Source organism: Rhizobium sp. RHZ01 (assembly GCF_014851595.1).
Lineage (GTDB): Bacteria > Pseudomonadota > Alphaproteobacteria > Rhizobiales > Rhizobiaceae > Rhizobium > Rhizobium altiplani.
Map to the genome: position 1 here is coordinate 48,951 of NZ_JACUZZ010000029.1, position 25,574 is coordinate 74,524.

At 57.9% G+C, this 25,574-nt stretch carries 26 protein-coding genes; 13 read left to right on the plus strand and 13 right to left on the minus strand.

Annotated features, from left to right (window positions below; all coding sequences use genetic code 11):
* Positions 1-153 precede the first annotated feature (153 nt).
* Entirely contained in the window at positions 154-438 is a 285-nt protein-coding gene (locus tag IB248_RS25015) for a DUF2218 domain-containing protein (RefSeq protein ID WP_026372082.1), read from the plus strand.
* Positions 439-456: 18 nt separating this feature from the next.
* Positions 457-1,050: a nitroreductase family protein gene (locus IB248_RS25020; protein ID WP_062373739.1), complete on the plus strand. Its 594-nt coding sequence runs from the start codon at positions 457-459 to the stop codon at positions 1,048-1,050.
* A gap of 74 nt (positions 1,051-1,124) precedes the next feature.
* Here the strand turns inward: IB248_RS25020 and gyrB are convergent, their stop codons facing one another.
* The 5 genes from gyrB to IB248_RS25045 all read right to left on the minus strand — a co-directional run bounded on the left by gyrB (position 1,125) and on the right by IB248_RS25045 (position 6,447).
* Positions 1,125-3,560 carry a DNA topoisomerase (ATP-hydrolyzing) subunit B gene (gene gyrB, locus IB248_RS25025; RefSeq protein ID WP_018858961.1) on the minus strand — a complete coding sequence of 812 codons (2,436 nt, stop codon included), beginning with the start codon at positions 3,558-3,560 and terminating at the stop codon, positions 1,125-1,127.
* Between the two features lie 134 nt (positions 3,561-3,694).
* Entirely contained in the window at positions 3,695-4,072 is a 378-nt protein-coding gene (locus tag IB248_RS25030; protein WP_018858960.1) for a helix-turn-helix transcriptional regulator, read from the minus strand.
* Positions 4,069-4,632, minus strand: a complete 564-nt coding sequence (locus IB248_RS25035; protein ID WP_025657930.1) for a Smr/MutS family protein — start codon at positions 4,630-4,632, stop codon at positions 4,069-4,071. The genes IB248_RS25030 and IB248_RS25035 overlap by 4 nt, the downstream gene beginning before the upstream one ends.
* Positions 4,632-5,750, minus strand: a complete 1,119-nt coding sequence (locus IB248_RS25040; RefSeq protein WP_169681929.1) for a murein transglycosylase A — start codon at positions 5,748-5,750, stop codon at positions 4,632-4,634. The genes IB248_RS25035 and IB248_RS25040 overlap by 1 nt, the downstream gene beginning before the upstream one ends.
* Positions 5,743-6,447, minus strand: a complete 705-nt coding sequence (locus IB248_RS25045) for a Tim44/TimA family putative adaptor protein (protein WP_018858957.1) — start codon at positions 6,445-6,447, stop codon at positions 5,743-5,745. Before IB248_RS25045 ends, IB248_RS25040 begins: the two co-directional genes overlap by 8 nt.
* Before the next feature lie 124 nt (positions 6,448-6,571).
* Between IB248_RS25045 and IB248_RS25050 the strand changes: the two genes are divergently transcribed.
* Positions 6,572-7,060 (plus strand): FxsA family protein, encoded by a 489-nt coding sequence (locus IB248_RS25050; RefSeq protein ID WP_018116317.1) that lies wholly within the window; start codon positions 6,572-6,574, stop codon positions 7,058-7,060.
* Positions 7,061-7,152: 92 nt separating this feature from the next.
* Complete coding sequence (gene secB / locus IB248_RS25055; RefSeq protein ID WP_016556856.1) at positions 7,153-7,635, plus strand: protein-export chaperone SecB; 483 nt, start codon at positions 7,153-7,155, stop codon at positions 7,633-7,635.
* A gap of 57 nt (positions 7,636-7,692) precedes the next feature.
* Here secB and dnaQ read toward each other — a convergent pair whose 3' ends face one another.
* Genes dnaQ through IB248_RS25080 form a run of 5 tightly spaced genes read right to left on the minus strand, consistent with a single transcriptional unit; the run spans position 7,693 to position 11,309 of the window.
* Positions 7,693-8,403 carry a DNA polymerase III subunit epsilon gene (gene dnaQ, locus IB248_RS25060; RefSeq protein WP_018858955.1) on the minus strand — a complete coding sequence of 237 codons (711 nt, stop codon included), beginning with the start codon at positions 8,401-8,403 and terminating at the stop codon, positions 7,693-7,695.
* Positions 8,396-9,007: a dephospho-CoA kinase gene (gene coaE / locus IB248_RS25065; RefSeq protein ID WP_018858954.1), complete on the minus strand. Its 612-nt coding sequence runs from the start codon at positions 9,005-9,007 to the stop codon at positions 8,396-8,398. The genes dnaQ and coaE overlap by 8 nt, the downstream gene beginning before the upstream one ends.
* Positions 9,007-9,864, minus strand: coding sequence for a shikimate dehydrogenase (locus IB248_RS25070; RefSeq protein ID WP_018116314.1), 858 nt, complete (start codon positions 9,862-9,864; stop codon positions 9,007-9,009). The genes coaE and IB248_RS25070 overlap by 1 nt, the downstream gene beginning before the upstream one ends.
* Positions 9,857-10,456 (minus strand): Maf-like protein, encoded by a 600-nt coding sequence (locus tag IB248_RS25075; protein WP_113469656.1) that lies wholly within the window; start codon positions 10,454-10,456, stop codon positions 9,857-9,859. The genes IB248_RS25070 and IB248_RS25075 overlap by 8 nt, the downstream gene beginning before the upstream one ends.
* Before the next feature lie 31 nt (positions 10,457-10,487).
* Positions 10,488-11,309 carry a pyruvate, water dikinase regulatory protein gene (locus IB248_RS25080; protein WP_025657938.1) on the minus strand — a complete coding sequence of 274 codons (822 nt, stop codon included), beginning with the start codon at positions 11,307-11,309 and terminating at the stop codon, positions 10,488-10,490.
* 426 nt (positions 11,310-11,735) lie between these two features.
* Here IB248_RS25080 and hemE point away from each other — a divergent pair, with 426 nt between their 5' ends.
* From hemE to IB248_RS25120, 8 genes are all read left to right on the plus strand, one after another.
* On the plus strand, positions 11,736-12,746 hold the full coding sequence (gene hemE / locus IB248_RS25085; protein ID WP_018858951.1) for a uroporphyrinogen decarboxylase: 1,011 nt from the start codon (positions 11,736-11,738) through the stop codon (positions 12,744-12,746).
* A 3-nt stretch (positions 12,747-12,749) separates the two neighbouring features.
* Positions 12,750-13,286, plus strand: coding sequence for a protoporphyrinogen oxidase HemJ (gene hemJ, locus IB248_RS25090; RefSeq protein ID WP_018858950.1), 537 nt, complete (start codon positions 12,750-12,752; stop codon positions 13,284-13,286).
* A gap of 192 nt (positions 13,287-13,478) precedes the next feature.
* Positions 13,479-14,744 carry a transcription termination factor Rho gene (gene rho, locus IB248_RS25095; RefSeq protein WP_018858949.1) on the plus strand — a complete coding sequence of 422 codons (1,266 nt, stop codon included), beginning with the start codon at positions 13,479-13,481 and terminating at the stop codon, positions 14,742-14,744.
* Between the two features lie 95 nt (positions 14,745-14,839).
* Complete coding sequence (mnmE, locus tag IB248_RS25100; RefSeq protein ID WP_192241841.1) at positions 14,840-16,153, plus strand: tRNA uridine-5-carboxymethylaminomethyl(34) synthesis GTPase MnmE; 1,314 nt, start codon at positions 14,840-14,842, stop codon at positions 16,151-16,153.
* A gap of 106 nt (positions 16,154-16,259) precedes the next feature.
* Positions 16,260-18,134 (plus strand): tRNA uridine-5-carboxymethylaminomethyl(34) synthesis enzyme MnmG, encoded by a 1,875-nt coding sequence (mnmG, locus tag IB248_RS25105; protein WP_192241842.1) that lies wholly within the window; start codon positions 16,260-16,262, stop codon positions 18,132-18,134.
* Between the two features lie 33 nt (positions 18,135-18,167).
* Positions 18,168-18,785 carry a 16S rRNA (guanine(527)-N(7))-methyltransferase RsmG gene (gene rsmG, locus IB248_RS25110; protein WP_018858946.1) on the plus strand — a complete coding sequence of 206 codons (618 nt, stop codon included), beginning with the start codon at positions 18,168-18,170 and terminating at the stop codon, positions 18,783-18,785.
* Positions 18,786-18,802: 17 nt separating this feature from the next.
* A complete protein-coding gene (locus IB248_RS25115; protein WP_018858945.1) occupies positions 18,803-19,597 on the plus strand; it encodes a ParA family protein in 795 nt (264 codons plus the stop codon).
* A gap of 26 nt (positions 19,598-19,623) precedes the next feature.
* A complete protein-coding gene (locus tag IB248_RS25120) occupies positions 19,624-20,508 on the plus strand; it encodes a ParB/RepB/Spo0J family partition protein (protein WP_018858944.1) in 885 nt (294 codons plus the stop codon).
* Positions 20,509-20,517: 9 nt separating this feature from the next.
* Here the strand turns inward: IB248_RS25120 and holA are convergent, their stop codons facing one another.
* The 3 genes from holA to leuS are packed head-to-tail and all read right to left on the minus strand — an operon-like array spanning position 20,518 to position 24,705.
* Positions 20,518-21,552: a DNA polymerase III subunit delta gene (gene holA / locus IB248_RS25125; protein WP_192241843.1), complete on the minus strand. Its 1,035-nt coding sequence runs from the start codon at positions 21,550-21,552 to the stop codon at positions 20,518-20,520.
* A gap of 11 nt (positions 21,553-21,563) precedes the next feature.
* The gene (gene lptE / locus IB248_RS25130; RefSeq protein WP_018116420.1) at positions 21,564-22,085 is read right to left on the minus strand and encodes an LPS assembly lipoprotein LptE; all 522 of its coding nucleotides are present in this window, start codon (positions 22,083-22,085) and stop codon (positions 21,564-21,566) included.
* Entirely contained in the window at positions 22,075-24,705 is a 2,631-nt protein-coding gene (gene leuS / locus IB248_RS25135) for a leucine--tRNA ligase (RefSeq protein WP_018858942.1), read from the minus strand. The genes lptE and leuS overlap by 11 nt, the downstream gene beginning before the upstream one ends.
* A 199-nt stretch (positions 24,706-24,904) precedes the next feature.
* Between leuS and IB248_RS25140 the strand changes: the two genes are divergently transcribed.
* Entirely contained in the window at positions 24,905-25,564 is a 660-nt protein-coding gene (locus IB248_RS25140) for a YggS family pyridoxal phosphate-dependent enzyme (RefSeq protein WP_192241844.1), read from the plus strand.
* Positions 25,565-25,574: the final 10 nt, after the last annotated feature.

Below are 25,574 nucleotides of genomic sequence, written 5' to 3' on the forward strand. Positions count from 1 at the left end.
TTTTCCTCTGACGCTGATTTTGGGGGAACTTAGCGCGCCTTTACGCGCGTGGGAGGCCACTATTGTTGAAACAGACTGTGCACCACCGGAGATGGCGGAGTTGCTTGCCAAACGCATCGGATGGGGCCTAAGGAAGGCAGGAAGGAGCTTGATATGCCTGTTTCGACCTCGACTGTCGCCACCGAACACGCCAGCAAGTATCTCCAACAGCTCTGCAAACACTGGAGCCACAAGTTTACCGTGGAATTCACGGCGAAAAGCGGGCGTGTACCCTTCAGTGATACCGCCGAAGTCACGTTTTCAGCCGATCACGCGGCGCTTTATATGAGATTGTCGGCCGCTGACCCGGCCCAGATAGAGCGATACGAGAATGTCGTTGCCGACCACCTGAAGCGATTTGCTTTCCGCGAAGAACTCCACATCACCTGGAATGCCTGAACAGCACTTGGAAGAGCCATGACAAAGAGCAATAGCCGTGAATCCCAATATTCGATCGACCCCTTGTTTCTCGAGCGCTGGTCACCGCGTGCTTTCACCGGCGAAGTGATCGATGAATCGGAGCTCCTGACGATACTGGACGCCGCGCATTGGGCACCGTCGTCCGCGAACCAGCAGCCGTGGCGCTTCATCTATGCGCTCAAAGGTTCTGAGGACTGGGACAAGTTCGTTGGTCTCCTCGTCGAGTCAAATCAAGAGTGGGCAAAGAACGCCTCGGCGCTGATCTACGTCGTCTCAAGAGGCTTCAGCGGCGACTTCTCCGAAGGCAGGAAAAGCTACACACACTCGTTCGACGCTGGCACTGCTTGGGGTTATCTCGCGCTTCAGGCCCGGCTTTCGGGTTTCTACGCTCACGGGATGGGCGGCATCAAGCACGAAGAGATCCAGCAAACTTTTGCTATTCCCGAGGGTTACCGGGTGGAGGCGGGGGTCGCGTTGGGACGTCTTGCCGATAAGAGCGTCCTTTCGGAGCGGAACCAGGAGCGGGAAGTTCCGAGCCAGCGCAAGCCTCTTTCAGAGGTCGCCTTCCGCGGCAAGTTTATCGCCAACTAGTTCTCACGCAAAAGCCCCGCGTCGACGCGCGGGGCTTTTTTATGCGGCCTCTAGGCGGAAACGAGCTCCGCTCGCTAGATATCGAGGTTTGCAACGTTCAGCGCGTTGTCCTGGATGAACTCCCTGCGAGGTTCGACTTCGTCACCCATCAGGCGTGCGAACAAGCCGTCAGCGTCCGTTGCATCGGCAACCTTCACCTGCAGCAGCGAACGAACGTTCGGATCGAGCGTGGTTTCCCAGAGCTGCTCGGCATTCATCTCACCGAGGCCTTTGTAACGCTGCATCGTCAGACCCTTGCGGCCGCTCGCAAAAATCGCGTCCAGCAGTGCCCGTGGTCCGGAAATCTCGACATCACCGTCGCGTCGGGAGAGTGACGGAGGCGCCTGATAGATGTCCTTCAAGCGAGCCGACAGCTGATCGAGAAGCCGCGCGTCCTGCGAGCCGATCAACGCCATGTCGAGAACGACAACTTCCTTCACGCCGCGCACCATACGCTCAAGTTTGATGCCGCCTTCGCTCGTGAGGCCCCCTTCCCAACCGCGCTCTGTCTCTTCGGCAATCAGGTCAAGACGTCTGGCGACTTCACCGGCGAGCTGTTCAGCTCTCGAGCGGTCGCTAACGGCTTCAGCATTGAGAGCACCAGCAATTGCTGCCTGTTCGACGGCAGCGCGATTGTAGCGCGAGTGCAGATTGTCAAGGAGCGCGCGGAGGCGCAACGCATCGCTAATCACCTCGCCAAGATCCTGGCCGGTCCTCACTTCGCCGCTGCCGAGTTTTAAGGCAGCATCTTCGAGACCCTGGCCGACTAGGTAGTCCTCAAGGGCCTTCTCGTTCTTCACGTACTGGATCGATTTGCCGCGCGAGACCTTATAAAGCGGCGGCTGGGCGATGTAGAGATGGCCACGCTCGATCAGTTCCGGCATCTGGCGGAAGAAGAAGGTCAACAGCAGCGTACGAATGTGGGCGCCGTCGACATCAGCGTCCGTCATGATGATGATCTTGTGGTAGCGCAGCTTTTCGGCATTGAACTCGTCCTTGCCGATGCCTGTGCCGAGCGCGGTAATCAGTGTACCGATTTCCTGGCTGGACAGCATCTTGTCGAAGCGAGCACGCTCGACGTTGAGGATCTTGCCACGCAGCGGCAGGATCGCCTGGTTCTCGCGCGAACGCCCCTGCTTGGCCGATCCACCCGCCGAATCGCCCTCGACAAGAAAGACTTCGGATTTGGCCGGATCGCGCTCCGAGCAATCGGCGAGCTTGCCGGGCAGAGAGGCAATGTCGAGAGCGCCCTTACGACGCGTCAACTCACGCGCCTTACGGGCCGCTTCGCGCGCCGCGGCGGCTTCGACCACCTTGCCGACCAGAACCTTAGCTTCCGTCGGATGCTCTTCCAGCCACGTGCTCAGCGCTTCGCTGACGAGGTTCTCGACAACGGGGCGAACTTCCGAGGAAACCAGCTTGTCCTTGGTCTGCGACGAAAACTTCGGATCCGGCACCTTGACGGAAAGAACGGCGGTCAGGCCTTCGCGGCAATCGTCACCGGTCAGCGTCACCTTTTCCTTCTTCGTGATGCCCGACGTATCGGCGTAGGAGGTGATCTGGCGGGTCAACGCGGCGCGGAAGCCGGCCATGTGCGTGCCGCCATCGCGCTGCGGAATGTTATTGGTGAAGCACAGGACGTTCTCGTGGTAGCTGTCGTTCCACCACATTGCGACTTCGACCGTAATCCCATCCTTCTCGCCACGGATTGCCACCGGCTTGTCGACAAGCGGCTTCTTGGCGCGGTCGAGATAGGAAACGAAGGCCTCCAGGCCGCCGTCGTAGAGCATCTCTTCCTGCTTGATGTCCGAATGACGCTTGTCGCTCAGAAGGATGCGAACGCCCGAATTCAGGAAGGCGAGCTCGCGAAGACGATGCTCCAACGTGGCGTAGTCGAATTCGGTCATCGTGAAGGTTTCAGTGCTCGGCATGAAGCTGACTTCGGTGCCGGTTTCATCACCAGCGTCGCCAATCACCTTCAACGGCGCATCGGCTACGCCGTGCGTGAAACTCATTTCATGAATCTTGCCTTGACGGCGGATCTTCAGCCTCAGCCAGACGGAGAGCGCGTTGACGACAGAAACACCAACGCCGTGCAGACCACCGGAAACCTTGTAGGAGTTCTGGTCGAACTTACCGCCGGCGTGCAGCTGGGTCATGATGACCTCGGCTGCCGACACGCCTTCGCCGGTATGAATGTCCGTCGGGATGCCGCGGCCGTTGTCGGTAACGGTGACCGACCCATCGGGATTGAGCGTCACGGTCACGATATCGGCGTGGCCTGCGAGCGCTTCATCGATCGCGTTGTCGACGACTTCATAAACCATGTGATGAAGACCCGAGCCATCATCGGTGTCACCGATATACATACCCGGGCGCTTACGCACTGCATCAAGGCCCTTCAGAACCTTGATCGAGTCTGCGCCATATTCGGTACTAACGCCGTTTTCCGTCGTGGGTATATCGGTCATACTTTTCGAGAATTTCCCTGTTGTCGGGGCTGAAGTGAGACTTGCGAATCACCTGCCTTATACATGCCAGAATATAGGGTTTTTGATCCAGGTTCCCAATGCCAGCGCGCTTAAACTGGCCATAAATCAGGGGATTATGACCGTTTTCCGTCCGCTTTTCCGCCGTTTTTAAGAATGCTTGTCAGTTGGCCAAGCGTTGTTTGGTCGAGATCGCGAATGCGACCCGCCAGGAGGTTCGCAAAAGCGGTATGTTCGGCCGATAAACCCGATGTATCGACGACCACGCGAGGGTCCGATGAACGGGCCAAAAGGAAGAGTTCTTCGGCCTCATCCCAGATGATGTTGAAGTAGCCGGCGATCCGCTGGAGCAGATCGAAGGTCGGCAAGCCGCGCCTTCCATGTTCGAGGGCCGACAGATAGGCCGGGGACACATTGAGGGCTGCCGCCATCTGCTTCTGCGAGACACCCTTGCGCTCTCGCAGCTTGCGGACGGCCTCACCGAACGGCGTCACGATCTCTCTCCATGCCGGCGCGACAGCCGGATATACAGGGCGCCTTCGCCTCCGTGATGGTGGGCTGCTGTTTCATAGGACGAGATGAAATACCGAAACTCCGGCTTCGAGAACCACATCGGGACGGCGCGTTTCAGGGCGCCTTCGCTGCCAAGCGAACTGCCCTTACCGGTGATCACAAGCACATGCCTCATCCCTCGTTCATGAGCTCGCATGAGGAACTCGAGCAGCAATATATGCGCTTCGCTCTGGACTAGCCCATGCAGGTCGATCCGGGCTTCCAATGGCACGCGGCCCTTGGCGATCTTGCGCTTGACCGGCCTTTCGAGCGGGTGATGGATACCCGAGCGTGTTTTGGAAACAACCGGGACAGTGGGCCCGGCATCAGTTTCGGAAGGTCGCTTCGCGGCGGCGGCCGTTTGCTGTTCAACCTCCACCTCTGTCAGAAAGGCATCGAGCTCGGCTAGCTGATCCTTCTTGCCGGGCATTGGACGCGTGCTCCGTGCCACCTTGCCCCAGAGTATCCTTTCATCCGTGTTGAGCTTCCGGTCTCGAGCCATCAGGCGAACCTCGCGGCGGCGGCATTCGGAAGCAGAATGACGAAGTCGGCGTCGTGGCGCACTGTTCCAGCGAGCTCTCCTGCATCATCCCCTGACCCGGTGAAAATATCACCCCTCGCCGGACCGACGATGGCAGAGCCCGTGTCGAGAGCCAGCATCACTCGCGCGAACGGCTTGTCGCCATCGAGATGGACAAGATTCTCGGACCGAATGAAAAACGGGAAGCCAAAAGTATGGATGAGCCGATCGACGGCGAGCGAACGGCCGGCAATCAGCGGCACTTTTGCTGCGGCCACGGGCCCGGCGTTCAGATCTGCGCTCGGGACTTCGCGGAAGAAAATGTAGGAGCGATTGTGCCACAGGACCTCATCCACCTGCCGAGGATGGTCGCCGAGCCAGCGCCGAATAGTCTGCATCGAAATCTCGGATCGTTCGATTTCCCCGCGCTCGATGAGTAGCTTGCCGATCGCCGAGAAAGGATGTCCCGCCTTTGCCGCATAGGTGATGCGTCCAACCCTGCCATGAGGATAGCGCAAACGCGCCGCACCTTGAACATGGACGAAGAAGACGTCGACCTTCGACTTTGCCCAGGCAATCTCCAATCCCCTGCCCGCCAGGAAGCCTTCATCGATTGCCCGCCGATCCGGGTAGGCTTCAATGCCATCGGAGGTCAGCCGGCCGAAAGCGTAGCTGTCCGGCAGACCCACAGGGCGATTACCCTCATCAAGGTCGATCAGGTCTTCGGGGCGGCGATAGAAGGGAAAGCGATACTCATCATCCGGCACGGCCGAGACCATAATCTCAGGCTCGTAGAAAGCGGTGACGAAGCCCGGATTGCCGTCGATGCGACGAATTCTGAAGGGTCGACAGTGGGATTGGAAGAAGGTTCGGGCATCGGCTGCCGACGAGATATTCTCGCTGCGCGCTGCTTCAAGCAACGGTAGAAGGTCCTGAGCCGTCAGGCCGAGCGAGCCCGTCCGATACGGCTTGATGTCAATGACCTGCCGCCGGCATGCTTCCATCGCTTCAAAAAGGCTGGAAGGATCATCATCCTTCCAGCCTTGCAGATCGTCAAAGCTTATTGCTTGAAGGGCAAAGCCCGGAGTGTCTTCACTCATGTTCCGATTCGGTGGCCACGAGTTTCCAGTTGGGATCGCGGGAGCGGGTATCGCGCGCAAACGTCCAGAGATCATTGACCTCGGCAACGTTCTCCGCGTCGCCATCGATGAGCTTATCGACCTTGTCGTAAGTGGCGGAAATCAACTGGCTGACGATACGAACGGTAATCTGCACCTCCGTGCCCTTAATCTCGGTGCTGGCGATTTCCGCCTTGTCGATGCCTACGAAGGTCGATTTCACCTTCTCGCCTTTGGACTCGCGCTCGGTAATGGCTGCGTCGAAGCCGTCATAGACTTCACGCGACAGCAGGTTCTTCAGCGTCTTACGATCGCCGTCCGCAAACGCCATCACGATCATCTCATAGGCCATGCGGGCGCCATTGACGAATTCCTTCGGATTGAAGGAAGCGTCTGCCTTGTTGATTTCGCGCAGCGATTCATTGAGTGAGGTGCCGGCTGGTGCGAAAGCATCGATTGCCGCAAAGCGATCGTCTTCCTCAGTCGCTGCGTCACGGCGCGGCAGGGTCACCACTTTCCCGGCATCAGGAGAATCAGGTCCAACGGCATCCCGCGGCGTATAAAGATCGCGCGGGGGTTTCTCATTGCCCGTACGGCGGCCGAGAACGCTGCGCAGCTGCAAAAAAATCAGCACCGCCGCCACAAGAAAAAACAATGTGATGAAGTCGTTTGAACCCATATCCCGCCGCTGCCGCTGTTAACATCCCTGATTTGTACTCCCATATAGTCCGCCTATACAGATGATTCAAATAGGGTCGACAACGCGACCCTCCAACGGAGTCCGGCTCAGCCGGAATAAAACGATGCCCTTGAAGATCCTGCCTGGTTTTCTGCTGCTGCTTCCGCTCGCCGAGATTGCCGGTTTCGTGCTTGTCGGAAAGGCGATCGGGCTTTGGCCGACGCTGGCGCTTGTCATATTGAGCTTCATGGTGGGCATGGGCCTGCTCAGGCGCCAGGGCATCGGGATTCTCCGCCGTATGTCTGCGGAGGGGCGAAACGGCATGGTGCCGGGGCGCGAGCTGCTTCGACCGGCGATGTTCGTGATCGCTTCCCTGTTGCTGATGATCCCCGGCTTCATCACCGACATCGTGGCTTTGTTGATCTTCATTCCGGCTGTGCGCGATCTTGCCTGGCAATATATCAGCCGCCGTTTCGTCGTCGTCGGCTCAACGAGCGGCTTCGACACGTCGAGCCGCCCCAAGGACTCCAAGATCGTCGACCTCGACGACGAGGATTATCGACGCGAACCCAACGACAACTCTCCCTGGTCAGGGAAGCATCTCGGCAAGTGAGGAACCGTCCCCGCCGGCCGACTGGCCCAGGGTTGTAACACTATGCCCGAAATGATAGAGCGGCACCATCCAATGCCCTCGAGGAAAAGCCAATGGCCGACGAAAACAGCAATAACGGTGCAACGAGCCCGAGCCTTACCATCCTTGCGCAGTACACCAAGGATCTCTCTTTCGAAAATCCGGGTGCTCCGCGTTCGCTGCAGGCGCGTGACAAGGCTCCGGCCATCAATATCAATGTCAACGTCAACGCCAATCCGCTCTCCGATACGGATTTCGATGTCGTTCTGTCTCTGAACGCCGAAGCCAAGGATGGCGACAAAACGGTATTCCATACCGAACTCGTCTATGGCGGCGTCTTCCGGATTGCCGGGTTCCCGCAGGAGCACATGCTGCCGGTTCTCTTCATCGAGTGCCCGCGCATGCTGTTCCCGTTCGCACGTCAGATCATTGCCGACGTCACGCGCAATGGCGGCTTCCCGCCCCTGATGATCGATCCGATCGATTTCTCTCAGATGTTTGCGCAGCGGGTTGCCGAAGAGCAGGCCCGTGCCAAGGTACAGGCAACCACGAACTAACAGTTCGCGCATAGCACGCTGCCACAAAATGAAATGCCCGGGTCGCCCCGGGCATTTTTAGTTTGCGAGATCGTATTTTCCCCAGACGCCCTTCGCGCCGAGTTTGGCAATCAGCGCGTCATGAGCTTGCTGCTCTGCTTCGCTGAGACGTGGCGCAAGGGGCCGCGGACGCACAAGCGTCCCGATAATAATCTCCTCCACCAAGCTTTCCTGACCTGCCGAATTACTCGCGACGGTGCCGAGGCCAAGGGCGGCCTGACGACCACCGATCATCTCGATGTAGACATCGGCCAGCAGTTCGGAGTCGAGAAGCGCGCCGTGCTTCGTTCGATGCGTATTATCGATGCCATAGCGGCGGCAAAGTGCATCGAGGGAGTTGGGTCCCATCGGATGCTTGCGGCGCGCCATCGACAGCGTATCGAGCACGCGGTCGGGCAGGATCGGCGGCAAATCGAGCCTTGCGAGCTCAGCGTTTATAAAGCCCATATCGAACGTGGCGTTATGCGCGATCCACTTCGCGTCGCCAAAGAAGTCGATAATTTGCTGCGCAACATCTGCGAACGAAGGCTTGTCCTTCAAAAACTCATCGGTGATGCCGTGCACGGCAAGCGCGTCCGGGTGCACTTTCTGGTCGCCCGGATTGATGTAGATGTGGAGCGTATTCCCAGTCGGAAAATGATTGAAAAGCTCGATGCCGCCGATCTCGATAATGCGGTCCACACGGTTATCCAGGCCCGTGGTTTCCGTATCGAAAATGATTTCACGCATTCAGGAAGTCCCCGCTGGTGAGCCGCCGCTTCAGATCCGAGACGATCTCGGCGACCCGTTTTCTGGCCGTTTCGATGCTATGCGCGGTATCGATCACATAATCGGCTCTTGCGCGCTTTTCCGCATCCGGCGTCTGGCGCGCAAGAATCATATCGAATTTTTCCACTGTCATGCCTGGCCGCGCAAGTACGCGTTCGCGCTGTATCTGTGGATCACAGCTAACGACCACGATCACATCGACCCTGCTCTCGGCTCCTGTTTCGAACAACAGCGGGATATCGAGCAGCACCATCGGCGAGCCACGCTGCCGCTCGCGTTCGATGAATTCTGCTTCACGTTTCCTCACGAGCGGGTGGACGATGGCTTCAAGGCGCTTGAACCCGTCGGCACTTCCAGCCAGCTGGCGAGCCAGTTCCTGCCGATCGACGGCACCCTCTTTCATGGTTCCGGGAAAGGCAGCATCGACAAGGGGCGCCGCCTCCCCCGCATAAAGATCATGGACGACGGCATCGGAATCATTCACAGGCACCCCCGCTTCTGCGAAGAGCTTTCCCATTGTTGATTTGCCCATTCCAATCGAGCCGGTCAGTCCGATCCGCAACATCAGTGCTTGTCCATATCCTCGATAATCAGCGCGCGCAGCTTGTCATCAACCTTCGGGCGATGCCCGAACCATTTCTCAAAACCTGGAACGGCCTGATGCAACAGCATGCCGAGACCATCGACAACGGCAAATCCTTGCCGTTCGGCTTGGACAAGGAAAGGAGTCTTCAGGGGGACGTAGACGATATCCGTTACGACGGCATCGGAGAGCAGCGGCGAAAAATCGATCTCCGGCGCATCCTCGCCGTCCATGCCAAGCGAAGTCGTGTTCACGAAAAGGCCGGCGCCGTGCATGACTTCCGCCAGGGCTGCCATCGAATGCGCTTTTACGCTCGAGCCAAACCTATCCGCCAATTCCTGAGCGCGTCCGACCGTCCTGTTGACCAGATGAATTTCCTTGATGCCCCGATCGCGCAGCGCCTGAATGATGGCGCGGCTCGCACCGCCGGCACCGAGGACCACGGCCGAGTGCGCCTTGTCCCAGCCAAGATGACGCTCGTCCAGATTTGCGGTGAAGCCGCCTCCATCCGTGTTCGTCGCTTTGAGCCGGCCCCCCTCCATCCAAAGCGTATTGGATGCACCAAGCTCTTTAGAAAGCGCGTCTGGATCGTCAGCGAGTTTGAACGCCATTTCCTTGTGCGGGATCGTGACGTTGCCGCCTAGGAAGCCAGCCTGGCCGCTCTTCAGCAATGCGATAAAGGCTGGAAAATCGGCTGGTGCGACTTCATGGGCGCGATACGATCCCGGTAGTCCGAGTGTCTTGAGCCAATAGCCATGGATCAGAGGCGACCGGGAGTGTTTGACAGGAAATCCCGTGACGAAAGCCCGCGGCCCAAATGTTTCACGTGAATCATCCATCAATCGCACCCAATTCTCTCAACTTTTCCAACAGAGGTAGCATCGGTAATCCCAGGATTGTAAAATAGTCCCCGTCGATCCGCGAAAACAATTGAAGCCCCTCCCCCTCGAGTTGGTAAGCGCCGACGCTCGTGAGTGCCCTCTCTCCGACGCGCTTCAAATGCCGCTGGATAAAATCCGCATCCAGCGGACGCATCGTCAGCTCAGCGTGTGAAACATGCTCCCAGACGATGTCGCCGTCGTAGGCGATCGCGATCGCACTGTTCAACCGGTGCGTCTGGCCCGACAGTATGCGAAGGTGGTTCTCCGCATCAGCCATATCCCTGGGCTTATGAAAGGTCTGCGGGCCAAGAGACATCGTTTGGTCCGAGCCGATCACTAGGCAGGCCGGATACCGATCACTGACTTCTTTCGCCTTCGCCTTGGCGAGAACGAGGGCCACGGCATCCGGTGTTGCGCCTTCTCGTTCGAGCGGCGCTTCGACCGACCGCTCGTCAATATGAGCCGCATGAACCTCGAAGGTGAGGCCGGCATTTTGCATCAACATGCGACGGAACGGGCTGGAGGATGCGAGGATAAGCTTCGGTGTCATGGAGCCTCGAACAGGTTTGGTGCGGCAGCGCTTAACGCAGCTTCGGACGGAGAGCAACAATCGCCGCCGCGGTCTCTTCGATGGAGCGGCGCGTCACGTCGATGAGTGGCCAATTGTGCCGGGCGCAGAGCGACCGTGCGTATTTCAACTCCTCCGATATGGCGGCTCGGTCCGTGTATTGCCCGCGATCAAAACCGGGTGTCGCTCCGAGGATACGGTTCTCCCGGACCTGAGAGATGCGATCGGTGGTAGCGATCAGACAGACGATCAAGGGTTTGGTGGTCGCGAACAGGCTTTCCGGGAGCGGCACGCCATAGACGACGGGGATGTTGGCGGTCTTGATACCACGATTAGCGAGGTAGATGCTCGTCGGCGTTTTCGACGTCCGACTGATGCCGAGAATCACGACGTCGGCGTCATTGTAATCATCGGGCATCTGGCCGTCGTCGTGATCCATCGTGAAATTGAGCGCTTCGATGCGAGCGAAATAGCCGGCATTCATCACATGCTGGGCACCGACACGCCGGCGTGACGGTGCGCCAAGATAGATCTGAAAGGCGTCCATGACGGGCTCGAGCACGTTCACGGAAGCGACACCCATCTCCGCACAGCGCTGATCGACCAACGTCGCGAGTTCACGGTCAACGATCGTATAGAGAACGATCCCAGGCTGACTATCAATCGTCTGCAGAACCTGCAGAAGCTGCTTGCGATTTCGGACCAGCGGATAGACGTGTTCGATCGGCTGAGCGGATTTGAATTGTGCCGACGCGGCGCGCCCGGCCGAAATCAACGTTTCGCCGGTCGAGTCAGAAATCAGATGCAGATGGAAGAAGTTCGTGCGGTTCTCCACGCTATTTTCCGGGGCCTGTTGAAAAGACTGGACAACGGAGAGCTAAGAGACGCGGCACGGGTAAGGCAAGGGAAAACATGCCGCCTTTTCCACAAATGGAATTTCGTTGGAGCTGCTAAACGCGCTTTGTTGGTTCTGTGGACAGCTTCTGAAAGTTCCGCGCCTTTCCAAGGCTTTTCCACAGTTCAACGCCAAAAGGCTGCCTTTTATTTGATTGGAATCATTTGCGTTTTCTTAGTTATCCACGATATCGGCTTGATAAGCTGTTATTCGGTCCATTGGAATCGGCGATGGCGCGACAAAACGCTCCGGCCGTGGACAGATTTTAATCCTTGATAGAAACAGACTCTAAGAAATAGAAACCTTTTAAAATATCTTTGTATTTTTATAGGGAAGAAGCGCGTGGGTGAAAGCGGTCGGAAAATCATGAGAGTCTTGGACGGCGAAACGCTCAGTCCTCCTCCAATCTGGCTGATGAGACAGGCGGGACGATATCTCCCCGAGTACAGAGAAACGCGCGCGAAAGCCGGGAGTTTCCTTGACCTCTGTTATACGCCTGATCACGCAGTTGAGGTAACGCTCCAACCTATCCGCCGTTATGGCTTTGATGCAGCCATCCTCTTCTCGGATATCCTTGTGATTCCGGATGCGATGAAGCGCAACGTTCGCTTCACGGAAGGACATGGACCGGAAATGGATCCGATCGACGAAGCTGGCATCGACGGGATCGAGACAGAGCATGTCATCGCCTACCTGAAGCCGGTTCTGGAAACGGTGGAGCGCCTGCGACGGGAACTGCCTTCCGAGACGACCCTGCTCGGTTTCTGCGGCGCACCGTGGACGGTTGCGACTTATATGATCGCTGGCCATGGAACGCCTGACCAGGCTCCAGCGCGGCTATTTGCCTACAAGTATCCGAAGGCCTTCGAACGCTTGCTTGCAGTCCTGGCCGAGGTGTCGGCCGATTATTTGGTCGCGCAGATCGACGCGGGTGCCGATGCCGTGCAGATTTTCGATTCCTGGGCTGGTGTTCTCGGCGAGCGGGAATTCGAGGCTTTCGCCGTGAAGCCTGTTGCACGGATGATCGCGTCTATCAAGGCGCGGCGTCCGAACGCTCGAGTGATTGCCTTTGCCAAAGGCGCTGGGTTCCTGCTGAGAGATTACCGGCAGAAGACGAAGGCTGATGCGATCGGGCTCGACTGGTCGGTGCCTTTGGATTTTGCCGCGGAGCTGCAGAAGGACGGAGCCGTGCAAGGCAATCTTGATCCGATGCGTGTGGTCGCCGGCGGTGCGGCGCTGTCGGAGGGGATCAATGATATTCTCGACAAGCTCGGCAATGGTCCGCTGATATTCAATCTCGGTCACGGGATCACGCCACAGGCGGACCCTCGGAACGTGGCGCTGCTCGTCGAGCAGGTCCGCGGTTGGAGACGCTAGCACATGGCAAAGCAGACGGATGAGAGGCCGGGCACCTATGCGCGTCGCCGTGCCCACTTTGCGATCCTGTTTTTCGTGCTTCTCGGCCTGGGACTATTCCTCTGGAACCCGGACAATCTCTATCTCTGGATAAAGGCTCTTCATGTTATCGCGGTGATCTCGTGGATGGCTGGTCTGTTCTATATGCCTCGGCTCTTCATCTACCATACCGATGCGGAACCGGGCTCGACGCAGTCGGAGACCTTTAAGGTGATGGAGCGCCGCCTGCTCAGGGTGATCATGAACCCGGCTATGATGCTGACCTGGATCTTTGGTCTTTATCTCGCTTGGTCCGTATATGGTTTCCAGGGCGGTTGGCTGCACGCGAAGATCGGCCTGGTTGTGCTTCTGACTGCCGTTCATGTTTTTTTCTCGCGGGCGGCAAGGGCGTTCGAGCGCGATGAGAACCGCCATTCAGCGCGTTATTGGCGCTTCATGAACGAGGCGCCGACGGTTCTGATGATCGCGATTGTCATTCTCGTCGTGGTCAAGCCGTTCTGAGAAAAAGCGGGTTCGGTTAAATTTGCTTGATTTTAAGCAGCCCCCTTGCGGCGGTGAGCCTTACTCGCTATTTTCGCTCCACCTCATCCTTGTGGCATGTATGTAAAGTTCGATCGTCTGCGATCCCTTCGCAGGACCGATTACAGCCCTCGACATCGCCTCCCCCCCGAATTTAAGAGTAATGGTCACTTCATGGCTGAAATGAAGCTTCAAGAACTTAAGAGTAAGTCCCCGACGGATCTGCTGGCATTTGCCGAATCGCTCGAGGTCGAAAATGCGAGCACGATGCGCAAACAGGAATTGATGTTTGCGATCCTGAAGGTGCTTGCCAGCCAGGATGTGGAGATTATCGGCGAAGGCGTCGTTGAAGTGCTCCAGGATGGCTTTGGCTTCCTGCGCTCTGCCAACGCCAACTACCTCCCGGGCCCGGACGATATCTACATCTCACCCTCCCAGATCCGCCGCTTCTCTTTGAAGACCGGCGACACGGTAGAGGGTCCAATCCGCGGGCCTAAGGAAGGCGAACGCTACTTTGCGCTGCTCAAGGTCAACACCATCAATTTCGACGATCCCGAGAAGATCCGTCACAAGGTGCATTTCGATAACCTGACACCGCTCTATCCGAACGAACGCTTCAGGATGGAATTGGATATCCCGACCTCGAAGGATCTTTCGCCGCGCGTCATCGATCTCGTCGCGCCGCTTGGCAAGGGCCAGCGCGGACTGATCGTCGCTCCGCCGCGTACCGGTAAGACGGTTCTGCTGCAGAACATCGCGCACTCGATTACGGCGAATCATCCCGAGTGCTATCTGATTGTTCTTCTCATCGACGAACGTCCGGAAGAAGTCACGGACATGCAGCGTTCCGTTCGCGGCGAAGTCATCTCCTCGACGTTCGACGAACCCGCTGTACGCCATGTGCAGGTGGCGGAAATGGTTATCGAAAAGGCAAAGCGCCTTGTGGAGCACGGCCGTGATGTTGTGATCCTGCTGGATTCGATTACGCGCCTCGGCCGCGCATACAACACGGTTGTCCCCTCGTCCGGTAAGGTTCTCACGGGTGGCGTCGATGCGAACGCCCTGCAGCGCCCGAAGCGCTTCTTCGGCGCAGCGCGCAACATTGAAGAAGGTGGTTCGCTTACGATCATCGCGACCGCGCTTATCGATACCGGCAGCCGCATGGACGAAGTGATTTTCGAAGAGTTCAAGGGAACCGGTAACTCGGAAATCGTTCTAGACCGTAAGGTTGCCGATAAGCGTATCTTCCCGGCCATGGACATTTTGAAGTCCGGCACGCGTAAGGAAGACCTCCTCGTGCCGCGTCAGGATCTCCAGAAGATCTTCGTGCTGCGGCGCATTCTGGCTCCGATGGGAACGACCGACGCGATCGAATTCCTGATCGACAAGTTGAAACAGACGAAGAACAATCCCGACTTCTTCGATTCTATGAATACGTGATCCTTAGCCGGATTCTTTGATAAGCCGGTCACTGCTGTGGCCGGCTTTTCCATTTCTAGCGAAAACTCTCTTCAGCCTTGAACTGGAGTAGGAAAATGTCGTCGAGCAACGAAACCATCTTCGCGCTATCGAGTGGTCCTGTCCCGGCCGGCTTGGCCGTCGTTAGAATCAGTGGGGAGGAAGTGCCGGCGGTTGTCACCGCCCTCGTTGGCGACGTGCCGCCTGCGCGCCAGGCAGCATTACGATCGATTCGGACTCGTAATGGTCTTGTCATCGACACCGGCCTTATTCTGTTCTTTCCGGCACCCCATTCCTTTACCGGCGAGAATGTTGCCGAGCTGCACCTGCATGGCGGCCGCGCGGTTGTCGACGCCTTGCATCGTGAGCTCGCCCAATTCCGCAATTTGCGGGCGGCGGCACCAGGCGAATTTTCACGGCGAGCATTTGAGAACGGGAAGCTGGACTTAATCGAGGCTGAAGGCCTAGCAGATCTTATCGCTGCGGAAACGGAGATGCAGCGGCGTCTTGCTGTCGAGCAAAGCTCCGGGGGATTATCGTCAATCTACTACGGCTGGTCAGATAGGCTGACGCGTGCACGCGCGCTGATCGAGGCTGAACTGGACTTTCCCGACGAAGAAGATGTTCCGGGTTCGGTCTCAGATCAGGTTTGGGCGGATGTGGCGAGCCTGGTCAACGAATTGAAGAACCATCTGGAGCAACTCGAAGCCGGAGAGATCATCCGCGATGGGTTCAAGGTCGTCATAGCGGGCAGGCCGAATGCCGGCAAATCGAGCCTTATGAACGCTCTGGCGATGCGCGATGTTGCGATCGTCACTGACATTGCTGGCACGACACGGGATGTGCTCCACGTCGATCTTAGCATGGATGGCTATCTTGTCAGGCTCTACGACACTGCCGGTCTGCGCGAGACGGATGAGATCGTGGAGCGCGAGGGCATTCGACGGGCCGAGAAGATCATCGCAGAGGCCGACCTGGTGATCTTCATCGAGGACGTGTCGATTGAAAGCGGAGCAGAGGAACTGGCCGACGATGCCGTTCTGGTGGGGACGAAATCCGATTTGCCGCGTCAAAGCGCTCGAGCGTATGATCTATTGATCTCGACCACGCATGCGACTGGTCTCGATGCACTCCGAGCCTTGATCGTTGAGCGCCTAAGAACAAAAGTCCACCCCCAGTCCATGGCGATCCCGAGCCGCGCACGCCACAAGGAAACGCTGACACAGGCATTGCTTGCGCTGCGAACGTCCCTTCACGACTCCCATCGCGGTCTGGATCTACGGGCCGAGGACCTGCGTGTCGCGAGTGACGCCCTGGGACGAGTGACTGGGCGTGTGGATGTCGAGAATTTGCTTGATGTCATCTTCGCTGAATTCTGCATCGGAAAATGATTCACGTGAAACATCGGAATCATGCCCTGTCGTCTGGTTTCACGTGAAACGCCTTGACTCCCTGGGCGACATCGCTCATCACCTGACGATCTCAGGAGCTTAAATAATGGATACCTCACGGTTCGATGTCATCGTCATCGGAGGCGGGCATGCTGGATGCGAAGCCGCTGCCGCCGCCGCGCGCCTTGGCGCGAACACGGCGCTGGTGACTCATCGTCGCGATACCATCGGGATCATGTCTTGCAATCCGGCGATTGGAGGACTTGGCAAAGGACACCTGGTCCGAGAGATCGATGCCATGGACGGTCTGATGGGCCGCGTTGCTGATGCGGCCGGTATTCAGTTCCGGATGCTGAATCGAAAGAAGGGGCCGGCTGTTCGCGGCCCGCGTAGCCAAGCGGATCGGAAGCTCTATCGGCAGGCTATGCTTGCGGAGATCGAGAGCATTGAGAATCTCACTGTGGTCGAGGGCGACGCGTTCGATCTATCCATTAAAGACGGTCGGATCGCCGCGGTTGTCATGAAAGATAGCCGGATTCTCAAGTGCGCATCAGTTGTGTTGACAACGGGGACCTTCCTGCGTGGACTCATTCACATCGGCGACCAAAAGATACCCGCAGGTCGCGTTGGTGAACAGCCATCGGTGGGGCTTTCTCAAACGCTCTTAAATTTGGGCGTTCGTCTCGGGCGGCTGAAGACCGGAACGCCGGCGCGGCTGGATGGGACGACGATCGATTGGGAGAGTGTCGGCCAACAGGGAGCGGACGAGGATCCTGTCCCCTTCTCTTTCATGACAGATCATATCTTGAACCCACAAATCACCTGTGGCGTTACGCGCACGACGGAGGCGACCCATCGCATCATCGTCGAGAATTTGAAGCGTTCGGCCATGTATTCGGGGCAGATTGAAGGCGTCGGACCGCGCTATTGCCCGTCGATCGAGGATAAGCTGGTTAAGTTTGGCGAACGTGATGGACACCAAGTCTTTCTTGAGCCGGAAGGCCTGGATGACAGCACAGTCTATCCCAACGGTATCTCGACATCCCTCCCCGCCGAGATCCAGGATGCGTTCATTCATACCATTCCTGGTCTCGAACGGGTCCGCATTGTGCAGCCGGGTTATGCGATTGAGTACGATCATGTCGATCCGCGCGAGTTGAAACCATCGCTCGAAGTGAAGAAGATGCCAGGCCTGTTTTTGGCTGGGCAGATCAATGGAACGACGGGATACGAGGAGGCTGGAGCTCAAGGCCTCGTCGCTGGCATCAATGCTGCGCGCCTGGCTGGCGGTCAGGACGAGGTTCGTTTCAGCAGAACCGATTCCTATATCGGTGTGATGGTGGATGACCTGACCTCGCGCGGCGTTGCTGAACCATACCGTATGTTCACATCCCGGGCCGAATACCGCTTATCGTTGAGGGCTGACAATGCGGATGTCCGGCTGACGCCGTTGGCAATACAGATCGGCGCAGTCTCGGCTGGTCGCCGGGACCGTTTTGAAGCCTATGGCGAGGCGCTGGATGCGGGGCGCGCTCAGCTGACATCACTTTCCGTGACGCCAAGCGAAGCGGGGCGATTCGGTCTAAAGCTGAACCAGGATGGGCAACGGCGGTCGGCTTATGAGCTTCTGTCCTACCCGGATATTAGCCTGCCGGCTCTTGCGCCGATCTGGCCTGAACTAAATGGGCTGAATGGCCGCGTGGCTGAAGCGCTGGAAATAGAAGCGAGCTACGCGGTTTACATGGAACGGCAGTCAGCTGATATCGCGCACGTGAAGCGAGATGAAGACCGCGTGATACCGTCTGACTTCGATTTCGATCTGCTGTCCGGGCTGTCCAACGAACTGAAGCAGAAGTTGCGTAATATCCGACCCTACAACGTTGCACAGGCAACAAAGATCGATGGGATGACGCCCGCTGCGATTTCGCTGTTGCTCGTGCACCTGCGTCGCGGCGCGGCGGATGTTGCGGCATCTGCTTAACGTTGTCCTATTGCAATCTGCGAGAGTCCTACCATGCAACTGAACGGCCGACGTGTTTCACGTGAAACACAGGAGCGTCTCGAACACTTTGTGGCCCTCTTTCAAAAGTGGGCGAAGTCGATCAACCTGACTGCGCCGTCAACGCTTGCCGATGCCTGGAGCCGGCACATTGCAGACTCGGTGCAAATCTTCCAGCTCCAGCCTCTTCCTCGCACGTGGATCGACCTAGGCAGCGGGGGTGGCTTTCCGGGCATTGTGACGGCCATCATGCTGGCGGAGCTCGATGATGGATGGGTCCATCTCGTGGAGAGCAACCATAAGAAGGCGGCCTTTCTGCGCACGGCGCTCCGGGAAACCGCCGGTAGAGGCTCTATTCACGCTGTGCGAATAGAAGACGCACCTGCAATCGTAGAGAATTGCGACTTTGTTTCCGCTCGGGCCCTCGCCGACCTAGGGAAGTTGCTGGGTTTTATTGAACCGTGGTCGAAACGGAATGCAAGTCTCCGAGCTTATTTTCACAAAGGCCGGGATTACCGGAGCGAGATCGAGAAAGCGCATGGTGACTGGAGATTCGATCTGTTAGAACATAAGAGCGCTGTCGAGCAGGATTCTGTCGTTTTGGAAATCTTCAATCTCCAGCGTGTGGCTTAACAGATCGGGCTTTGGCTATGGCTGGCGAACGAAATCGTATAATCACCATTGCAAATCAGAAAGGTGGCGTCGGCAAGACCACGACTGCCATCAACTTGGCAACAGCTTTGGCGGCGATCGGCGAGCGGGTCTTGATCGTCGATCTCGACCCGCAGGGTAACGCCAGCACCGGCTTGGGGATCGATCGTAAACATCGCCGGCTATCTTCCTATGATCTTTTGCTTGGTGACTATGGCATCGAAGAGGTGTCGCAGGAGACCGCTGTTCCAAATCTGTACATCGTGCCGTCCACGATGGACTTGCTCGGCATTGAGATGGAGATTGCAAGCCAAAGCGATCGCGTTTTCAAGCTCAAGAAAGCCCTCGCCAAAGAGGAGGCTTTCCGCTTCTCCTACATCCTTGTTGACTGCCCTCCCTCTTTCAATCTGCTCACGATGAATGCAATGGCGGCGGCCCATTCCGTGCTTGTGCCTCTTCAATGTGAATTCTTTGCGTTGGAAGGGCTCAGCCAACTCCTGGAGACAGTCGATCAGGTTCGACGTACCGTAAACCCCCGCCTCGATATCCAGGGGATAGTGCTGACGATGTTCGATTCCCGCAACAATCTGGCGCAACAGGTTGTTAACGATGTTCGCACGCATTTAGGGGAGAAGGTCTACCACACATTGATTCCTCGAAATGTTCGCGTGTCTGAGGCACCCTCCTATGGCAAGCCAGCAATTCTGTACGACCTGAAGTGCGCCGGCAGTCAGGCATATCTCCAGCTGGCGTCGGAAGTTATTCAGCGCGAACGGCAGCGCCTCGCGGCGTGATTTGAAAGAGAATGGCGAGTTTAGATATGAGCGATGACATCTCGAAAAGAAGGCTCGGCCGTGGCCTGGCCGCATTGATTGGTGAGATGGACCAACCGATGCCCGTTGATGCGGCCAAGCCAGGGGTCAGCGCCGATCGGATGGTCCCGATCGAGTTCGTCACTCGCAATCCGCGCAATCCTCGACGGTTTTTCGACGACGGCGAATTGCATGAGCTCGCGGGCTCGATCCGGCAGCACGGTATCGTGCAGCCCATTGTGGTTCGCACATTGGCCGCCAGCCAGTTCGAGATTATAGCCGGCGAGAGACGGTGGCGCGCGGCACAGCTTGCAGGCCTCGTTGAGATCCCGGTGATCGTGCGCGATGTCGATGACAAAACCGCTCTTGAGATTGCAATCGTAGAGAACGTTCAGCGCTCCGACCTCAATCCGCTGGAAGAGGCCCTCGGCTACGAGCAGTTGATGGCGGAGTATGGCTATACCCAGAACGATCTCGGCGAAATTATCGGCAAGAGCCGCAGTCACGTGGCGAATTCGCTGCGTCTCTTGAAACTGCCAGAGCCCGTTCGGGACCTTTTGGCCGCGGGAAGCCTCTCGGCCGGTCATGCCCGCGCCTTGGTGCCGACTTCCGATCCGACCGCCCTCGCCCGCACGATCGTTTCGAAAGGCATGTCGGTCCGTGACGCGGAGCGTTTGGCGCAGAATGATATCAAGGCTCAGTCGGAGCCGAAGATCCCGGGGCATCAGAAGGATCAGAAGGATTCAGATACGCTCGCCCTGGAACGCACCTTGTCGGATACGCTCGGCCTGGACGTGACGATCAATCACAAGGCAGGCGGCGGCCAGATCAGAATTTCCTATAAGTCGTTGGAACAATTGGAAGAAATCTGCCGGCTGCTCGAGCGCCGCTAAATGGAATCGCTATCGGCGCGCCGATTGCAGTGTCGTCGATAGCAGGGTCTGTAGGGCGATGCTGTCTTCCAACGACGCCCGTTTGCGCGTCTGCAAGATTGCCGCCTGCAGACGGTTTGCTTCTCGTGCCACCGCTTCAGCGGACCAGGTACGCAATGCCTGCTCCATAATCGGCTTGCGTCGGAAATGCAGATGACGACCAAGCGTCTGCATGACCTGAGCGGCCGGCAATCGCTTCTCCTCCATCTCCGTCTTCATGGCGTCCAGCAACTGAAACTGCTTCAGACAGGCCTGGATCACGAGAAACACCGCTGTCTTCGACGATATGATCTTTTGCATTGCATGCAGGAAGCTGCTTGGATTTCCGCTAAGGACGGCATCGACGGCGTCGTCCACCGAGATGGCGCTGGCGTCGCCTATTATTTCCGTAACGTGGTGCTCTTCGATGGTCGATTTTCCCCGACAATAGAGCGCCAGCTTTCGCAGTTCGTTGCGAGAGGCAATCCGATCCCCCCCTATCAGCTCCAGCAGGGCCTGGCGTGCATCGGGCGTGATGCCCAGGCCAGCGCTTGAAAGTTCGCTATCTATAAGGCCGTTGAGGGCGCGGGCATCGTCGGCATAGCAGGGTATCGCCATGACAGTGCGTGCTGTCTCGGCGGCTTTCCGCAGCAGCGAGCCCTTCTTGAGGTCACCGCCCTCGATAAGAACGAATGTGCCGTCCGGCATGTTCGCTGAAAGAACCTGGAGGGAGTCGACAAGATATTTCTCGTTGGCTGCACCACGGATCCAGATGAGCTTGTCACCTCCGAAAAGGCCAATTGCTCCCGCCTCGTCCAAGAGGCGACCTTGATCGCGCTGTAGGTCGCCGATATCGAGCTTGATCAGCGAAAACGGATCATCCAATGCCACGCCCGTCCTGCCGGCCAGCGAGGTGGCGCGCTCCGAAACAAGACCGCGATCCGGCCCATAAATCACAAAGAGCCGGTAGTTGCGGGCGGATCGCTCAAGAAAGCCTTCAAACTCGTGCGATTTGATTTCCGCCATGCATCCGCTCCTCAGCGGCCAAGCGCAGCCGCAATATCGGCACCAACGAACTCAGCAGCCTGCCGTGCGGCGCGGTTCTCGGCGTCGCGGATGGCGCGTTGCTTGGCAAATTCCTGAGCTGGGAAGTCGACGAGCGCAGTGGCATAACGATTGCCGGCCTTGATGACGTGGCCGTCCTTTGTGGACTTCAGAGTGTAGTCGACGCTGACGGTCGCACGTCCGGCAAGCGATTCGTCTGACGACGCCACCAGCAGCGTGCTGATGACATTCGAGCGAGCGCTGAATTCAACCTTGTATTCGGGATTCTCAGGCTCGCCGGCGCCACGCGAAGCGATAAAAATCAGTCGATTGCGAACCTCTTGCTCAACGCGACCCCCCGCTTCCGAGAAACCGACGGACGCCAGCTTGCCCGCAGCGCCGGAACTTTCGGAATAAAGAGGGCGAACCTGGCAGGATGCGAGAAAAGCCGTGGACGCTAGGATTGCGGCAATGCCGGTGCCGCGCACCAGCTTAAAAGCGATATCAAACGACAATGTTCACAATCCTTTGTGGAACCACGATGATCTTCTTAGGCGTCTGACCGTTCAGCGCCTTCTTGACGTCATCCAATGCGAGCACACCCTCGGTGACGGCATTCTGATCTGCGTCGCGAGAAATTGTCAATTCGGCGCGCTTCTTGCCGTTGATCTGAACCGGCAAAATCACATCGTTTTCAACGACGAGGGTTTCGTCATAACGCGGCCAATCAGTGTGCGCCAGCAATCCGCCGTTGCCCAGCGCCGCCCAGCACTCCTCAGCCAGATGCGGCGTCATTGGTGCTACCAACTGGATAAGGATCTCGGCCGCGTCCCGCGCTGCGGCGCGATACGCCGTATCGCCTTCGCCTGCAGCGACGCGGGTCAATGGCGACGCCAGGGCATTGACGAGCTCGTAGATCCTCGCGACGGCCTTATTAAACCAGAGACGATCATAATCGTTCTGGACGGCCTTCAAGGTTTTGTGCGCGATCTGCGAAATCGCTTGAGCTTCCCCATCCTTAGCCGGAGTCGGCGCAACATCGCGAAGTTTGTCCGATGCCTCGGCAATCAGACGCCAGAGCCGCTGCGTGAAGCGGTGGGCGCCCTCTACGCCTGCCTCCGACCAGATAACGTCGCGCTCAGGCGGCGAGTCCGAAAGAACGAAAAAGCGGGCAGTGTCTGCACCGTAAGAAGCGATGATATCGTCCGGATCGACGACGTTCTTCTTCGACTTCGACATCTTCTCGATCGAGCCGATCGCGACTTCCTCCCCGCTGGAAAGGTGATAGGCGCGGCGTTTCCCGTCCAGCTCCTCGATGCGAATATCCGCCGGTGCAACCCACTCGCGGCCCATGCCCGTGCCGCGGCTGTAGGTCTCGTGCACGACCATGCCCTGGGTAAAGAGACCCTTGAACGGCTCCTTTGCATCGACGTGGCCTGTCTCGCGCATCGCCCGGGTGAAAAAGCGCGAATAAAGCAGGTGCAGAATCGCGTGCTCGATACCACCAATATACTGATCGACTGGCAGCCAGCGATTGGCAGCGCTTTGGTCGGTCGGCTTGCTCTCCCAGGGAGCGGTAAAGCGGGTGAAATACCAGCTCGAATCGACAAACGTGTCCATCGTGTCGGTCTCCCGCCGTGCATCCTTGGCGCACTGCGGGCAAGCGACGTGCCGCCAGGTCGGATGACGATCGAGCGGATTGCCGGGCTGGTCGAAGGTTACATCCTCCGGCAGCTGCACCGGCAGGTCCTTCTTCGGAACCGGGACAACGCCGCAATCGTCGCAATGGATGACAGGGATCGGGCAACCCCAATAGCGCTGGCGCGAGATACCCCAGTCACGCAAGCGGAAGTTCACCCTGCGCTCACCCTGCGGAGCATTGCCAAGCGTCATTGACGACAGGCGGTCGGCAACGATCTCGAATGCCTCAGTTGTGCTCTTGCCATCAAGGAAGCGCGAATTGATCATGACGCCATCGCCGTCATAGGCAACGTCGCCGACGCTGAAGGTCGCGGCATCGTCATCCGCCGGCATAACAACGGGAACCACCGGCAGGTCGTATTTGCGTGCAAAATCCAGGTCACGCTGGTCACCGGATGGGCAACCAAAAATCGCGCCGGTGCCGTAGTCCATGAGGACGAAGTTTGCGACGTAGACAGGCAATTCCCATGACGGATCGAGCGGATGCTTGACGCGAATGCCGGTATCGATGCCCTTCTTCTCCGCAGTCTCAAGCGCAGCAAGTGAGGTTCCAGCACGGCGGCATTCTTCGCAGAAAGCATCGATAGCCGGATTCTTCGCTGCGGCATCCTTGGCCAGCGGATGGTCGGCTGCGATAGCCAGGAAGGAGGCGCCAAATAGCGTGTCCGGACGGGTCGTGTAGACCTCGATCTCGGTTTCTCCGGCCGGAGCCGTCTCCTGGACGATCTCCCAGCGCAGCATCATGCCTTCCGAGCGACCGATCCAGTTCTTCTGCATCAATCGGACCTTTTCCGGCCACTGATCAAGCGTGTCCAATGCCTCGAGCAGATCCTGGCTGAAGTCGGTGATCTTGAAGAACCACTGCGTCAGTTCCCGTTGCTCAACCAGGGCACCGGAACGCCAGCCGCGTCCGTCGATCACCTGTTCGTTGGCGAGAACGGTGTTGTCGACCGGATCCCAGTTCACCTTCGACTGCTTGCGATAGACGAGCCCCTTCTCGAGGAAATCTAGGAAAAGATGCTGCTGGTGCTGGTAGTAGGCGACATCGCAGGTTGCGAATTCGCGGCTCCAATCCAGTGAGAGGCCCATCGCCTTCAACTGGGACTTCATCGATGCGATGTTCTGGTAGGTCCAGGAGGCCGGATGTACACCGCGCTCCATTGCCGCATTTTCAGCCGGCATGCCGAAGGCGTCCCAACCCATGGGATGTAGAACGTTGTAGCCGCGAGCGCGCTTATAGCGAGCTACGACGTCGCCCATTGCGTAATTCCGCACATGGCCCATGTGGATGCGGCCGGATGGATACGGAAACATCTCGAGGACGTAATACTTCTCGCGCGGATCGCTGTTGTCGGTCTCGAAGACCTTCGCTTCGTTCCATTTTTGCTGCCAGCGAGGTTCAGCATCACGCGGGTTATAACGTTCGGTTGCCATGGTATTCGTATTTCCGAAAGATCAGGGGAAGTTGGTGGTGACCTTCACCATGAAACCACGGTAGCGTCAAGTTTTACGGGCGCCGCAAGCGTCCGATCTCGGCCCGCCGGCCACTATTTCGGGCGCGTGGGCCTTGGCAAGCACAGCCGGGGCGTTTAGTGCATTGCCATCTTCTCATGCAGTCATGTCGAGGCGAGTGATGGAACTTGAAGAGCGATTGAACGACGTGCGCTCGCGTATCTCCGCGGCCGAGCAGCAGGGGAAACGGCCCGACGGTTCGGTTCAGCTTGTCGCCGTTTCAAAGACATTCGACGCAGACGCGATCCGCCCGGCGCTTCAGGCCGGGCAACGGATCTTCGGGGAAAACAGGGTTCAGGAAAGCCAGGGAAAGTGGCCTGAACTGAAATCCGAGACGTCAGGCATTGAACTTCATCTCATCGGCCCTCTGCAGTCGAACAAGGCGGCCGAGGCGGTCGCGCTGTTCGATGTCATCGAAACCGTCGACCGGGAAAAGATCGCCCGTGTGCTCGCCGACGAAATGAAGCGTCAGGCGAAGACCCCTCGCCTCTATGTTCAGGTGAATACTGGGCTTGAGCCGCAGAAGGCAGGAATCGCCCCTGATGATACAGTAGCGTTTGTCGCTCTTTGCCGCGACGAACTCGGCCTCGCCATTGAAGGCCTGATGTGTATTCCGCCGGCGGACGAGAATCCGGGTCCGCATTTCGCGTTGCTTGCCAGGCTCGCCAAGGCTTGCGGCGTCGAGAAACTCTCGATGGGAATGTCCGGCGACTACGAAACCGCGATTGCCTTTGGCGCGACCAGCGTTCGCGTTGGCTCCGCGATCTTCGGTGCCCGCTGATACGCTCCTT